Source organism: Aeromonas lacus, assembly GCF_000764665.1.
Lineage (GTDB): Bacteria > Pseudomonadota > Gammaproteobacteria > Enterobacterales > Aeromonadaceae > Aeromonas > Aeromonas lacus.
The window spans coordinates 1-13,664 of record NZ_JRGM01000036.1; the positions used below are offsets into that span (position 1 = coordinate 1).

Consider the following 13,664-nt stretch of genomic DNA (forward strand, 5'->3'; position numbering starts at 1 on the left):
CGGCCCCCGCAACCAACTTCCTCTCTGTTTTTCCTTGTTCAGCTGCTTTTCATCATACCCATTTTTCTCTTTCCAAATATTCTACAGACATTGCGCAATATCACTTTTGCGTGGTGAAGATGCTGCTTGTGCTGGTTTTTCAGGGCAAAACTGGTCGTCCCGCCTGTTTGTTAGGTATGATCAGGTATCTCTTCACGGATGAGGTATATGCCTGTGATCACTCCCTTTACCTATCTTCCTCCCGCTATCGATTGCCAGGATGCCACTCTCGTCCAGGCCCTCGAGCAGGCGCTTCCTATACAGATATTGCTGATCGCCGAAGATCAGAAGGAGGCGATCCTGGCTCATCCCCAGCTATCGGGTGTCAACACCCTGTTGGCGCTGGGCAAAAAAGCCCCCTTTACCCTGATGCAGGGCAACAGCCTGCTGCTGGTCGTCTGTGTGGCGGGCAGTGTGGAACGGGATCACCGCCTCTACAAGCAGGTGCGGAGCTGGATTGCGCCGTTGTCTGGGTTAAAAGCCGAGCGGGTTGGTCTTCACCTCGAGGGCTTTTCTGCCTCTGAGCGGGGGATACTAGCCGAGCTGGTGCTCTCCACCCTGCTGGCTGCCAATATGCCGCTGCCGACCAGCAAGAGCCGAAGTGAAAGCAGCTGGAGCTATCAGCAGGTGGTTGTGTCCCCGGCTGTGGTGCTGGATCTGGCCCGTATCTACAGCGAAGCGGGCGGCAACGGGCTGGCCCGCCATCTGGCGGTGCTGCCAGCTTCTGAGCTGACCGCTGCCAACTATCGCGAGCTTCTCAGCCAGTTGGCGCAGGAGGAGGGTTGGCACTGCCTCCATTATGATCAGGGCCAGTTGGCCGAGCTGGGGGCCGGCGCCTTTTTGGCCGTGGCTCGTGGTTCGGAAGACAATCAGGGCGCCATGGTCAAGCTCAGCTACTATCCCCCCAAGCCGGTGCGCCGTATTGCGCTGGTAGGCAAGGGTATCTGCCACGACTCCGGCGGCTACAACCTCAAGATCTCCGGCAGCATGTATGGCATGCATCTCGACATGGGGGGCAGCGCGGTGGCCCTCGGCACCCTCTACGCCATCAGCAGAGCCCAACTACCCTATGAAGTTCACTGCTGGCTCGCCATCGCCGAGAACCATATCGGCCCTCACGCCTATCGGCCCGGGGAGGTTGTCACGGCCATCAACGGTACCACCATCGAAGTGGTCGATACCGATGCGGAGGGGCGGATGGTGCTGGCTGATACGCTGGCGATGGCGGCGCAGGATACCCCGGATCTGCTGATCGACTACGCCACCCTGACTGGAGCCTGCAAACGGGCGCTGGGCAGCCGTTACAGCGGCGTCTTTACCAACCGCACCGATTGGCTGATGTCGCTGGTCAATATGGGGCAGCGCAGCGGCGAGCGCGTCTGGCCGTTTCCGCTCGATGAGGATTATGACGACAACATCGAGAGTGAATGGGCCGATCTGCTGCAGTGCGCGCCGGGCAGCTCCCCGGATCATATCGATGCGGCCCGTTTTCTCTCCCATTTCGTCCCCGAGCAGACCCCCTGGCTGCATTTTGACCTGAGCGGTTTTCGCAACAAGGGAGGCAACGGGGTGGTTTCAAGCGAAGTAACAGGCTTTGGCGTGCGTCTGACACTGGATCTGCTGGCCAGTCCGCTGGGCAGAACGGGGCGCCACAGCATGGAACAACCTGACTGATGACAAGGATTTTTGTGAACAAGACAAGCTATGACTGGGTGCTGTTCGATCTGGATGAGACCCTGCTCGATTTCCCGGTGACACAGGCGCTGGAGCAAACTCTTCGCCACTATGGCGTACAAGTGGATGAGGCTGGCATGGCGGCCTATCACACCCTCAATCACGGTCTGTGGCAGCAGTACAACAATGGCGAAATCGATGCTACAGCGCTGCAAGAGACCCGCTTTTCCCTCTTTGCCGAGCAGGTCAATGTTGACCCCATGGTAATGAACAACACCTTTCTGGCGCAGATCGTTGCCTTGAGCATGCCCCTTGATGGGGTAGTGGAGACGCTACAGCTGCTGAAAGACAAGGTGAAGATGGGCATCATCACCAACGGCTTCAGCGTTCCCCAGCGGGGCCGGCTTGGCAAGCTGGGCTGGAGCGAGTGGTTCGCACCCTTGGTGATTTCCGACGAGATCCGGGTTACCAAGCCAGATCCCGCCATTTTTCAGCACACGCTCTCGCTGATGGGGGCTCCGGATCCGGCCAGAGTGCTGATGGTGGGCGACAATCCCAAGACCGATATTGCCGGTGCGGCTGCACAGGGGTTGGCCACCTGCTGGTATAACCCGTGCAAGCAGAGCGGTGAGTGTGATGCTACTCACGAGATCCATCACTTCTCCCATCTGGCCGGCATTGTGCTTGGTCAGTAGTGCAGTTGAAGTGGTTCCTGATACGTTATTTGACGAAACCAGCGTAGAGAACGGGAGAGCCATCGGCTCTCCCGTTGTTATTCTGCGAGCAGGCCAGGGGTATAGCGGGTCAGGATCTGCTGATATTCGGGGCTTTGCTTGAGTTGGTCGATCGCCTGATTGAGCCGATCCAGCTGGACTTGCGATGTACTCTTCTTGCTGAGCATCAGGTGAACCGGAGTGCGTTCGATATGCAGCAGGATGTGGAGCTGTTTCAAGGTGATGCCCTGATGCTCCCACTCCTGCAGGCTGTTCGGGTCGAGGATAAATCCTTGGATCCGCCCGCCGTTGAGCATCTTGAGCAGTTGCTCCAGTGTAAATCGCTCCTGTAGCCGAGGTTTCACCTTGGGGTCGGCGACAAGGCGGCGAAACGTCTCGCCGTAGTCAAACCCCTTGAGCAGACCGATATGAAAATCGGGAGTATTGATCAGCTGTTCCAGAGTGGTGATGTTGCGCCAGCGTGGTTCATCCTCCTTGCGGATGATGATGACCGTCTCCTCTTCCCGATAGGCATGGCTGAAGCGGGCATATTGCTGACGTTCGGTGGTGATGTTGGCGGACATGGCCAGTTGAACCGTGCCAAATTCCAATTCGTGCAGCACCCTTGTCCAGGGCATTTCGATGAAGCGAGCCTGATAGTCAGCCCGCTGCAGGATGGCATTGAGCAGTTCGATATCCAGCCCTTGCAGCTGATGCTGTTCATTGCGATAGCTGAACGGTTGCCAGTCGCCCCAGCCAATGACCAAAGACTCCTGTGCGGCGGCTTGGCAGCATAAACACCATAACAACAAGAGTCTGTACACGACCCATCCCCTCGAACCGGCTCATATAGTCGAGTATTGGACAGGAATGGCAGTGTCACCAGTGAGGCAGTAAAGAGAGGATGCACCGGTTGGTGCATCTTTCAGAGCTCGTGGGCGTGGAATCCCTTGCGATAGCGGGTTTCGCAGCGTGGGCAGCGTTGCAGGGTCGGATCCTGCTCCAGCGATTCGATGGCCAGTTGCTCTTCACAATCGGAGCAGAGGCCATAGATACCGAGATCCATCTGACAGAGTGCGGCATCGATCCGTTTGAGATGCGCCACGCTCTGCTCCACTTTTGGCAGATCCAGCCGGCTGGTCAACTCGACCAGTTGATCCTGTTCGCAGTGATCCAGCTTTTCGGCCCACTCGTCACGGCGACAGGCTTTCAGCTGACCGATCAGCGTTTCTCGTACCTGGGCCCAGTCGGACAGCAGGCGATTACGCCAGACAGTCAACTGTGCTTGCGTCATTTCACACACATTATCCCCCACAGGACAGACGACAGATTCGGGGCAGTATAGGGATCCGATAACTTTATCAAGATGATATGAGTCAAGTTAACGACGGTTAGCCGTGGCTTTTGGCCGCTTGCAGCAAGGCATCGCGGATGGGATCCGTCTCTTTGAGCACCCGGATATCCTGAAACAGCAGGTCTGCTTCCGGATATTCCCGTTTGAGATAGCTAAACCACTGTTTGATCCGGCTGGGGTAGTAGTCGGCCTTTTCGCTGGCCAAGTCCTGCTCGGTGTAGCTCACCATCAATTGCAGTACCTCGGCCCAGCTCATGTGGGGGCAGCCGGTCTTCATCACGTTTGCCAGATTTGGCAGGGAGATGGCGCCGCGCCCCACCATCAGGGAATCGCAGCCGGAGACGCTGGCACAGGTCAGGGCATCCTGATGATCCCAGATCTCGCCGTTGGCCGTGACGGGGATCGGCAAGGCGCGGCGAATGGCATCCACATACTCCCAGTGGGCGGGCGCCTTGTACCCTTCGCGTTTGGTGCGGGCATGGACGGCCAGCTCGTTGGCCCCCCCCTGCAAGACCGCCTGAGCGTTCTCCAGATAGAGCTCCTTGTCATCGTAACCGAGGCGAATTTTGGCACTGACCGGCAGATGGGCGGGCACCGCTTCGCGCACCGCCTTGACGATGCGGTAGATGGTCTCGGGCTCTTTGAGCAGGACGGCGCCGCCCTTGCTCTTGTTGACGGTGGGGGCAGGGCAACCAAAGTTGAGATCGACCCCGGGGGAGCCCAGCTCGATGGCGCGCCTGGCGTTTTCAGCCAGCCACTCGGGATGTTGGCCCAGCAGCTGGACCCGCACCGGGGTTCCCGCTCGGGTTTTGCCATCTTGCAGCAGTTCGGGGCAGAGGCGATAGAACACCTTGGCGGGCAGCAGCTGATCAACGACCCGGATAAATTCGCTTACGCAGAGGTCGTAATCGTTGACGGAGGTCAGTACCTCCCGCATCAGGTGATCCAGTACCCCCTGCATGGGGGCCAAAATAACGCGCATAACTGCTTTCCGAAGAGATAAGGAGAAAAAAGAGGGCAGATTGTAGTGGGGTTGCGCCCTGCTGTCAGCTATCAGCCAAACTCTGTTAGGCTAGACAGGTAGAAACAGAGGTGAGAGGTGGCAATGCAGCGCTGGTGTCTGATGATCTTGGGGTGGATGGCCTTTGTGACCGGCATTGTCGGCATCGTGTTGCCACTGCTGCCGACCACCCCCTTCATGCTGCTGGCGGCCGCCCTGTTTGCTCGTTCGTTCCCCCGTTTTCACCACTGGCTGCTGAGCCATCCCTGGTTTGGCCCACCCATTGCAGACTGGCAGCAGTATCGCGGTATTCGCCGTCATGCACGGCGGCGCGCCATTATCTTCATTCTGCTCACCTTCTCGGTGTCGCTGGCGGTGGTGCCGCTGCTATGGGTCAGGGGGCTGTTGCTTCTCATAATGGTGATCCTGCTCACCTGGTTAATGCGCCTGCCGGTGCTGGAGCCAGTTGCAATGGAGAAGTGAAGTCCCTAAGCTATTGCGGCAATAATGCTATGGAGTCGGCCTGTCATTCTTGCGTGACAGGCTTTTTTATTTCCCGCTGGCGGGAAGACTAAGATAAAACGGCCATCTGGGTCGAAAAACAAACGGTCAAACCATGAATCCGGAAACCCTGAAATTTATCGAAGCGAGCATCAAGACCATTCCCGACTATCCGAAGCCGGGCATCCTGTTTCGCGACATTACCAGCCTGATCGAAAATGCCGAGGCGTTCAAAGCCACCATCGACCTGCTGGCCAATCACTATCGTGATCAAGGGATCACCAAGATTGTTGGTACCGAGGCTCGCGGCTTCATCTTTGGCGCGCCGGTTGCCTACGCCATGGGGCTGGGCTTCGTGCCGGTCCGCAAGCCGGGCAAACTGCCCCGCGCTGTCATCGAGGAGTCCTATGCCCTCGAATACGGCACCGACACCCTGCAACTGCACACCGACGCCATCGTGCCCGGTGACAAGGTACTGGTAGTGGACGATCTGCTCGCCACTGGCGGTACCGTCGATGCCACCGTCAAGCTGATCCGTCGCGCTGGCGGTACTGTTGCCGATGCGGCATTCATCATCTCCCTGCCGTCTCTCGGTGGTGATGCCCGCCTGACCGCCGCTGGCGTCAAGGTGGTCTCTCTGGTCGAACTGCCGGGCGAATAAGCCCCCGGTTTGATCCACAGGCTGCTATCGTCAGCCTGTTGCCAGCCTCCAAACCGGTGCCCGTGCGGGCATCGGTTTGAAATTCAAGCGATCCCTCCCGCTCTGACCGATAGCCGATACAGCCTCCCGTCCATTTGTGTTAGCATCCGGCATCAATGCCCTGTCTTCCCTGCATGATGGATTTATGAGCTATCAGGTTCTGGCGCGTAAATGGCGCCCCCATACGTTTGAACAAGTGGTTGGTCAGCAACATGTGCTGACTGCCCTGACCAACGCCCTGGATCAGGGACGGCTGCATCACGCCTATCTGCTGAGCGGCACCCGCGGCGTCGGCAAAACCACCATCGCCCGTATTCTGGCCAAGAGCCTCAACTGCGAGCAGGGGATCAGCAGCCATCCGTGTGGCGTCTGCGATACCTGCCGCGAGATCGATCAGGGCAACTTTGTCGACCTGCTGGAAATTGACGCGGCGTCGCGTACCAAGGTGGAAGATACCCGCGAGCTGCTCGACAACGTGCAGTACCGCCCGGCCCGTGGTCGCTTCAAGGTCTATCTCATCGACGAAGTGCACATGTTGTCGCGTCACAGCTTCAACGCGCTGCTGAAAACTCTGGAAGAGCCGCCCCCCTATGTGAAGTTTCTGCTGGCCACCACGGATCCGCAGAAGCTGCCGATTACCATTCTCTCGCGCTGCCTGCAGTTTCATCTGAAGAGTCTGGATCAGACCCAGATCGCCAAGCAGCTCGAATGGGTGCTGGATCAGGAGGGGCAGCCCTTCGAACCGCGCGCCCTGCTGGCCCTGGCCAAAGCGGCTGACGGCAGTATGCGCGATGCCCTGAGTCTGACCGATCAGGCGCTGGCCCACGGCAATGGCAGCGTCCGCCTCGACAGCGTGCTGACCATGCTGGGGACGCTCGATCACCGCCACTTGCACCAGCTGCTGGAAGCCATTTTGCGGCAAGATGCGCCAGCGACCATGGCCAAGATCAGCGAGATCGCTACCCTTGGCCCCGATTTTGATCAGCTCCACGCTGAGCTGGAAGGGCTGCTCCATCGTATCGCTATGGCCCAGCTGCTACCCGCCAGTGTGCAGGAGCAGGGGGCGGATGCCGATGCCCTGCTGCAACTGGCCAAGGCGATGAGCCCGGAAGAGGTGCAGCTCTGCTACCAGATTGTGCTGGGTGGTCGTAAAGATCTGCCTTGGGCACCCGATGGCCGCACCGGGCTGGAGATGACCTGCCTGCGGATGCTCGCCTTCTCGCCGCGGCGCGAAGTATTGCACCCCGCCACGCTGACGGCGCTTCCCCTATCCATGACTGGCTCAGCCAGCGCGGGAATGGGGGCTGCCCCGACGCTGCCGGGAAAGCGCCCGGCCGCTGAGCCTGTAACTCATACTCCACTCCCTGCACAGACGGCTTCTGTCGATGCCATGACGGCCACGGCCGAGGTAACTGGTCAGGATGAGGAGAGCGGTGAAGAGGAGGCGCAAGCCGCCCAGCTCTTCAGCCAGCAGGATGAGTTGCTGCGCGAGGCGGCCGGTATGGGTTATCAGGCCGAGCCGGCCCCGCTCTCTGGCGTGAATAGCGGCATGGCGGTTGATACTGCGAGCATGGGAGAGGGGGCTGCTGCAAGCCCGAACCTATCGGTACCAACCGACACTGTGTTGATGGCCGCTGCAGAGATGGCGCCTGCGCAGATGGCATCTGTACAGACTGATAGCGCTTCGGCTGCACCTGCTTCGGAAGCGCCCGAACCGGTTTCGGCGGTATCGAGCATGCAAAGCCTGCTTGGCAAACGCAATATGCTGCGTAGTCGCCAGCGTGGGGAGAGCAGCGCCGCTGCTCCTGCTCCTCGGGCGGTGCCGGTTGCGCCGCCGCGTCAGGCTGCTGCCTCTGCGCCAGCACCTCTGCCACAGAGTGCGCCGTCGCCTGCTATCAGCCAAACTGCCACCCAGAGTGGCCCCGCCATGGGCCAGTTTGGCGAGCAGCCGCCGGTGGATCTCTACGCCGAAAATTATGACGAGGCGGGTGATAACGGGGATTACGAGGAGTATCTCAGCCAGAGCTTTATGGCCTCGCCCGTGCCTGAGCCTGCCCGCAATGCGCCCAATCGCACAGCGGCTCCCGCTACCCAGCCTGCACAGCCAACCGACCTGCCACCCTGGGATCTGGCTGGGCAGCCTAGCTATCGACCTGGCGAGCGCAGTGCCACAGCGCCTGCAGTAACGCCTGCTCCTGCGACCCAGCCGATGACCACGACGGTAGCTGCTGCCCCTGTGGCGCAGAGCGAGCCCGCTCAGCCAGTGATGGAGACCATTGATTGGGATGAGCTCGAGAGCGATGAGGAGCCGCAAGAGGGGGAGGCGACCCGCCTTATCCCTTCCTCACTGCTCAATGGTTGTGGTGACTCTTGGGCCGAGCTGATTGCACACACCCAGGTGGGCGGTCGGTTGCGCCAACTCGCCATCAACTCGGTGATGATGCGCGAAGGAGACAAGGTGCTGCTGACCCTCAAGCCCGAGCAGCGCCATCTGGTGAGTGACAAGGCGCGCGCCGATCTGGCCGAGATCATCGGGCCTGCGCTGGGGCAATCGGTACAGGTCGAGGTGACGCTCGGCGTAGTGCCTGACAAGGAGACCCCCCTCGAGATTGAACACCGCCTCTATCTGGGGGTGCGCGAGCAGGTGACCCGGGATCTGGAGCAGGATCCCAACGTGCAGTTTTTAGTTCAGCGGTTTGGTGCCGTGCTTCATCACGAGAGCATCGAGCCCCTCAACCGCTAAATTCCGTGGCCGGGAGCTCGCTTCCGGTTGAAAAGCAGTTTGGCTGTCCCCATCTAGGACAGACAAGCCCACAGCCCGGCGCTGGATGCCGGATTTCAAGACGAGAGACGACATATGTTTGGTAAAGGTGGAATGGGGAACCTGATGAAACAGGCCCAGCAGATGCAAGAGCGTATGCAGAAGGCGCAGGAGCAGCTGGCTCAGATGGAAGTGACCGGTGAAGCCGGTGCTGGCATGGTCAAAGTCACCATGACCGGTAGTCACAGTGTCCGTCGCATTGAGATCGACCCCTCCCTGATGGAAGATGACAAGGAGCTGCTGGAAGATCTGGTTGCCGCCGCTTGCAACGATGCCGTGCGTCGTGTGGAAGAGCAGAACAAGACCAAGATGGGCGAGCTGACCGGTGGTATGCAATTGCCGCCAGGATTCAAGATGCCGTTTTAAGGCATAAAACCATTTAGGTTCAATGCCTTATGCTTTGACCTGTTGCTCGTGGGTCATATATGGGTCAACAACACCCAGTTTCTCAGCCAGTTCATTCCTGTAATTAGGGTTGTCCTTGCTAACCCACTGAGCATAAATGGTGCGGATCATCCCCCAGTCTTTGTGGCCAAGTTGCTTGGCCAGATAGGCTGAATGAGCACCCGCCATCAGAAGCATTGAGGCATAGCTATGGCGCAGCTGATACGGTTTTCTATATGTCAGCTGCGCTTTTCTTAGTAGACGTGCCCAATAGCCCGGTGCTGTAAACAGCTCGGGTCTGATGTACGGCATGTATGGAGATGGTATTCACCTGACAGTTGCCCACAAAAGGGAGTGGTCATACGACTTCAAACCGGATAACAAAACGGTACCCCTATCGCGTTATCTGGCGTCACCGTAGACCACCAACGAGAAAGTCGCACGTCGCAAACTCAGCCTGCTAGGGCTCGCCAAAGAGCTCAATAACGTCAGCAAAGCCTGCAAGCTCATCGGCTATAGCCGTCAGCAGTTCTACGAAATTCGCCGTCATTACCAGACCTATGGTGTCGAGGGCTTGCTCGACAAATTGCCCAGCTGTAAAGGCGCTCATCCCAACCGGGTTGCGCCCGAGATTGAGCAGGCCATCCTCGATGACTCCCTCACCAGACCACCCCATGGCCCGCTGGCGGGTCGCGCAAGAACTGACTCTACAAGGCATCAACGTCAGTGCGGGCGGTGTGTGGCAACGCCACGATTTGCTCTCCCAACACGACCGCTTGCTGCGCCTCGAGAAAAAACCATCGGGAACAGACCATTGAGCTCAACGACGAGCAAATTCGCTTGCTCGAGCGTTTCAGCCCCGAGTTTTGCGAACGTCAGATAGAAGTCCACTACACCGGAGAACTGGTGGCGGTCGACACCTTCTTCGTCGGCGCGCTCAAGGGGGTTGGCAAGGTGTATCTGCAAACCGTGCTGGACTGCTACAGCCGCCACGCTTGGGGACGGCTCTACACCAGTAAGCTGCCGGTGACCTCGGTCCATGTGCTCAATGAAACGGTGCTGCCGTTTTCGAAGCCCACGAGGCACGGGTCTATACCATCCTGTCGGACAACGGGCGCGAGTTCTGTGGGCGCCCAGACCATCATCCCTACGAGCTGTTCCTGCAACTGAAGGGGATTGAGCACCGGACCACCCAGGTGCGCAGGCCGCAGAGCAACGGCTTTATCGAGCGACTGCATCGCACCCTGCTGGATGAACACTTCCGCATCAAGGGGAGAACGACCTGGTATGAGTCGGTAGAGCAGATGCAGACAGACCTGGATAGCTACCTGGAACACTACAACACCCAGCGGCCACATCAGGGCAGGATGATGGAGGGACAGACGCCCTACAGCATGTTCAAGAAGGGTCTGAAATTGATACCGAAGGAAGTGCGCACTAAAGTAGCGTAAACAAGACACCGGTTTGAGGCCGGTGTCAGGTGATAACTAGATCTGTACATGCCGAAGTGAGCCGGTTATTTATGATTGTACTTTATACTGTGGAATATTTTATTTTTAAATGCCAAGAATAAAATAAGAGATAAGTTAAGAGTGCTCAAATTTAATATGGTACCCTTTATCTTCACTAGGGCTTGAGTCTATTTTATATAGTTGTGTTATTCTATTTGTACTCCGTCCCCAATAGAGCACGCATAGTTGCTTCCAGTTGACGCTGGCGAGTATTACTCTCAGTAATGTTCATACCTTGTTTGTTATGCTCAATACGCATAACGCGAAGAGACTCTTGAATCATCTCCTCTTTGGGGTCTCGATTTCTTTGGTAATCGGCAAGGGCTTCAATCCACCCCTTTTCTGGTTTTGCATCTGGAGTATCAGATGCACATGCAGATATCATAAAAGAACATGCAAATATACCGATGACTACTTTCATTATGGGCTCCTGTTATGCCATTACTCATATTTTAAGTAGGGGCCCAAGAGTTGAGAATAAAACAATTGTAACCAAAGATTAATTTTAGATTTGGCATATGGATCAAAAGTGAGCTCATCGTTGACTTGGAGGTGCTAATGAAGCCGCTCAACAACACGGTATGCAATCACTGCCATTGATCTGTCTTTGAACTAGGGGGGTATACCTGCATTTGAGAAAGTGAGGAAAAGCTTAATCTTCAACATGTTGCCACCGACATGTCGTGGTGCTGAAAATAATGAGACCCCAATGAGTTCGATTCTTTTCGTCATGAGATATATGACCCGCTGACTTCGAATCGTGTTACTGTGGTTTCTCACTTACCGGCCGATTGCACTCTGCACCTGATGACAGGTTTGTCATGCAAAAGAGTCTCGAGCCAGGGCAATGCTTGCCTACCTCTCACCCTCAACCTGACTTCGTCAGACCAGCTGTAGTGACCCGATGCTATAAGGCGCATCTATCCCCGTCGCAGCCTGTTCTCCTTGTTGTTATCTGCTTTTACTACGACAGCGGCGACCCCGACGATAAAAAGCCTCAAACCAACTGTTCGAGGTGATTTCCTGTTTGGTGCAGCCCTGCCGCCTATACAGGACACATTGATATGATTGCCTACCTCATTCTGGTTCATCGCTATCCGGCCCAGTTCAAGCGTCTGTTCAAGGCGATTTACCACCAAAGCAACCACTACTTGGTTCATGTGGACAAGAGTTCCGGCCCTGAGCTGCAGCAGGAAATAGCCCGTTTTTTACACGATTACCCCAACGCTGGTATGTTACCTAGCAAGAATGCGCTCTGGGGGGGGTACAGCTTGGTTGATGCGGAGTTGCGCGGTATTGCGGCACTGCTGGAGAAAAGCAAGGACTGGGAGTTCTTCATCAACCTGAGCGCGCAGGACTTTCCGCTGAGATCCCAGAGTGACATACATGACTTCCTTCGAGCTAATAAAGGGAAGGATTTCCTCAAGGTTGCAGATCAGCGCCTGCATAGGCCAGATACTTTGCATCGTATCGATTACTATGTGACCGAGACAACCAAGGAGCTGGTATGCGAGCCGGTGAAGACTCGTCCTTACCTAGAAGATGTGACTCCCTACATTGGCAATCAGTGGATGATCCTGAGCCGGGCATTTTGTGCGTTTGTTAGCTACAGCCCGGAGATCGAGCGTTTCAAGGATTTCTACCGCCACACGCTCATCGCTGACGAGGGTTTCTTCCAGACGGTGATCATGAACACCAGCTATCAGGGCCAAATAGTCAACGATGATAAGCGGGCCATTGACTGGATCCCCATGGGGGACATCAAGCTTCGCCCACGTGACTACACCGTGCATGACGCTGAGGCCCTGCAGCAAAGCCAGCACCTGTTTGCCCGTAAATTTGATGAGACCATAGACAGCGATATTCTGGACATTCTGGAGCAGACGATGAGTGTGCCTCTTGATACACCGTTCATTAGGCAGGCAGCATTGGTGGCTGAGTTATCAAAATAATGAAGATGTAACCTCACACCTTTTCAGCATATTCCACAGTTACAAGCTGACAGATGCACAATGGGGCTCACCGAGCCCCATTTTCCATATCACAGCATGAGCGATCGAGCTGCCCACAGTAGAGCCGACACTAACTGAAGAGGCTCCCGAACAGGGCCCATTATCATCAGAAATGATACATTAGACCCGTGTTGATACTGCTGATATAGGCATCATAGAAGTTGATGTCTGAGTCACTTTTGCTATAAGACGCGCTGATTAATCCGTTGAGCCCCTTTACGTTAAACAAGCGATGCCAGAAGAAGGTGGTGCTAACCCCAAACTCGTCAGAATCAGCCTTATTGCCAAAAATGGGGTTAACTTCATCGTATTTCATTTGGCCAAGATAAATGTTGCTGATCAAGGACCACTGATTGTTATTGTACCCATAGGATAACTGGATTTGGGTCTTGTCATAGTTCATGGCACTGCCATCGAAACTGCTCTTGCCGTATGTGAGTTCTGGGTGCAGTACATGGCCAGGACTAAAGATCCAGTCATAGGACAAGGCTACTTCATTGGTATTGCCATTACGATTCAACATATTGCGCTGTGCGTTACTGAGAGCCATGCTCTCACCACTTCGCTCTTCAGATATATCGAACTTGCGCATGGTGTATGTTGCGTTGAAATGGGTTCCCCAAATTTGATCCCATGCTAAACGGGCACCACCGGACTTCATGTCTGTGTCTTGGCGATTGCCTGCGGCATATGGGTCAGCCCACGTTTCTGTGGGTAGAAGTGGGAAAACATAACCCAGAGCCACAATGCCTTTATCACCCATTTGCTGACGCACACCCAGTTGCTGTGTGAAGTCAAAGCGAACTGCATCTTGAATCAAGTTACCTAGGAACAGCTGAGTGCGGGTCTCTGCAAATGTATAACGGAGGTCTGCTCCTAAAATGGGAGTCCCTGAAGAGTAGCTTTCTGGTGAGTTGAACAGGCCATTATGGCTTTCATTGTCACCGTTATACCC

The 13,664-nt window shown here is 56.2% G+C and carries 13 protein-coding genes and 1 pseudogene; 8 read left to right on the forward strand and 6 right to left on the reverse strand.

What is annotated here, in order from left to right; all coding sequences use genetic code 11:
• Positions 1-213 precede the first annotated feature (213 nt).
• Together LG31_RS0105830 and yjjG are read left to right on the forward strand one after the other, a co-directional pair.
• On the forward strand, positions 214-1,713 hold the full coding sequence (locus LG31_RS0105830; RefSeq protein WP_033113569.1) for a M17 family metallopeptidase: 1,500 nt from the start codon (positions 214-216) through the stop codon (positions 1,711-1,713).
• Positions 1,714-1,727: 14 nt separating this feature from the next.
• The gene (gene yjjG, locus LG31_RS0105835) at positions 1,728-2,408 is read left to right on the forward strand and encodes a pyrimidine 5'-nucleotidase (protein WP_033113558.1); all 681 of its coding nucleotides are present in this window, start codon (positions 1,728-1,730) and stop codon (positions 2,406-2,408) included.
• A gap of 77 nt (positions 2,409-2,485) precedes the next feature.
• On the opposite strand, the gene LG31_RS0105840 is transcribed toward yjjG, so the two are convergent.
• The 3 genes from LG31_RS0105840 to dusC all read right to left on the reverse strand — a co-directional run bounded on the left by LG31_RS0105840 (position 2,486) and on the right by dusC (position 4,762).
• Positions 2,486-3,187 (reverse strand): substrate-binding periplasmic protein, encoded by a 702-nt coding sequence (locus LG31_RS0105840; RefSeq protein ID WP_084059548.1) that lies wholly within the window; start codon positions 3,185-3,187, stop codon positions 2,486-2,488.
• A gap of 164 nt (positions 3,188-3,351) precedes the next feature.
• Complete coding sequence (locus tag LG31_RS0105845) at positions 3,352-3,720, reverse strand: TraR/DksA family transcriptional regulator (RefSeq protein WP_033113560.1); 369 nt, start codon at positions 3,718-3,720, stop codon at positions 3,352-3,354.
• 97 nt (positions 3,721-3,817) lie between these two features.
• The gene (gene dusC / locus LG31_RS0105850) at positions 3,818-4,762 is read right to left on the reverse strand and encodes a tRNA dihydrouridine(16) synthase DusC (RefSeq protein WP_033113561.1); all 945 of its coding nucleotides are present in this window, start codon (positions 4,760-4,762) and stop codon (positions 3,818-3,820) included.
• 123 nt (positions 4,763-4,885) lie between these two features.
• On the opposite strand from dusC, the gene LG31_RS0105855 reads away from it, so the two are divergent.
• The 4 genes from LG31_RS0105855 to LG31_RS0105870 all read left to right on the forward strand — a co-directional run bounded on the left by LG31_RS0105855 (position 4,886) and on the right by LG31_RS0105870 (position 9,168).
• Positions 4,886-5,263, forward strand: coding sequence for a YbaN family protein (locus tag LG31_RS0105855; protein ID WP_033113562.1), 378 nt, complete (start codon positions 4,886-4,888; stop codon positions 5,261-5,263).
• A 133-nt stretch (positions 5,264-5,396) separates the two neighbouring features.
• A complete protein-coding gene (gene apt / locus LG31_RS0105860; RefSeq protein ID WP_033113563.1) occupies positions 5,397-5,942 on the forward strand; it encodes an adenine phosphoribosyltransferase in 546 nt (181 codons plus the stop codon).
• Positions 5,943-6,126: 184 nt separating this feature from the next.
• Positions 6,127-8,724: a DNA polymerase III subunit gamma/tau gene (gene dnaX, locus LG31_RS0105865; RefSeq protein WP_033113564.1), complete on the forward strand. Its 2,598-nt coding sequence runs from the start codon at positions 6,127-6,129 to the stop codon at positions 8,722-8,724.
• A gap of 114 nt (positions 8,725-8,838) precedes the next feature.
• Positions 8,839-9,168: a YbaB/EbfC family nucleoid-associated protein gene (locus LG31_RS0105870; RefSeq protein WP_033113565.1), complete on the forward strand. Its 330-nt coding sequence runs from the start codon at positions 8,839-8,841 to the stop codon at positions 9,166-9,168.
• 27 nt (positions 9,169-9,195) lie between these two features.
• On the opposite strand, the gene LG31_RS20300 is transcribed toward LG31_RS0105870, so the two are convergent.
• Complete coding sequence (locus tag LG31_RS20300; RefSeq protein ID WP_084059547.1) at positions 9,196-9,498, reverse strand: tyrosine-type recombinase/integrase; 303 nt, start codon at positions 9,496-9,498, stop codon at positions 9,196-9,198.
• A 145-nt stretch (positions 9,499-9,643) separates the two neighbouring features.
• Here LG31_RS20300 and LG31_RS0105880 point away from each other — a divergent pair.
• Positions 9,644-10,637: pseudogene (locus LG31_RS0105880) on the forward strand (IS481 family transposase).
• A gap of 211 nt (positions 10,638-10,848) precedes the next feature.
• On the opposite strand, the gene LG31_RS0105885 reads toward LG31_RS0105880, so the two are convergent.
• The gene (locus LG31_RS0105885; RefSeq protein WP_033113566.1) at positions 10,849-11,118 is read right to left on the reverse strand and encodes a hypothetical protein; all 270 of its coding nucleotides are present in this window, start codon (positions 11,116-11,118) and stop codon (positions 10,849-10,851) included.
• 643 nt (positions 11,119-11,761) lie between these two features.
• Between LG31_RS0105885 and LG31_RS0105890 the strand changes: the two genes are divergently transcribed.
• Positions 11,762-12,649, forward strand: coding sequence for a beta-1,6-N-acetylglucosaminyltransferase (locus LG31_RS0105890; protein WP_033113567.1), 888 nt, complete (start codon positions 11,762-11,764; stop codon positions 12,647-12,649).
• A 166-nt stretch (positions 12,650-12,815) separates the two neighbouring features.
• On the opposite strand, the gene LG31_RS0105895 is transcribed toward LG31_RS0105890, so the two are convergent.
• The coding region (locus tag LG31_RS0105895) for a DUF2860 family protein (protein WP_033113568.1) at positions 12,816-13,664 on the reverse strand (849 nt) is incomplete at its 5' end.

Coding starts and splice junctions, on each gene's coding strand:
- LG31_RS0105855 (WP_033113562.1), top strand. CDS start 4,886: ATGCAGCGCTGGTGTCTGATGATCTTGGGGTGGATGGCCTTTGTGACC.
- LG31_RS20300 (WP_084059547.1), bottom strand. CDS start 9,498: ATGCCGTACATCAGACCCGAGCTGTTTACAGCACCGGGCTATTGGGCA.
- dusC (WP_033113561.1), bottom strand. CDS start 4,762: ATGCGCGTTATTTTGGCCCCCATGCAGGGGGTACTGGATCACCTGATG.
- LG31_RS0105870 (WP_033113565.1), top strand. CDS start 8,839: ATGTTTGGTAAAGGTGGAATGGGGAACCTGATGAAACAGGCCCAGCAG.
- LG31_RS0105885 (WP_033113566.1), bottom strand. CDS start 11,118: ATGAAAGTAGTCATCGGTATATTTGCATGTTCTTTTATGATATCTGCA.
- apt (WP_033113563.1), top strand. CDS start 5,397: ATGAATCCGGAAACCCTGAAATTTATCGAAGCGAGCATCAAGACCATT.
- LG31_RS0105890 (WP_033113567.1), top strand. CDS start 11,762: ATGATTGCCTACCTCATTCTGGTTCATCGCTATCCGGCCCAGTTCAAG.
- dnaX (WP_033113564.1), top strand. CDS start 6,127: ATGAGCTATCAGGTTCTGGCGCGTAAATGGCGCCCCCATACGTTTGAA.
- LG31_RS0105845 (WP_033113560.1), bottom strand. CDS start 3,720: ATGACGCAAGCACAGTTGACTGTCTGGCGTAATCGCCTGCTGTCCGAC.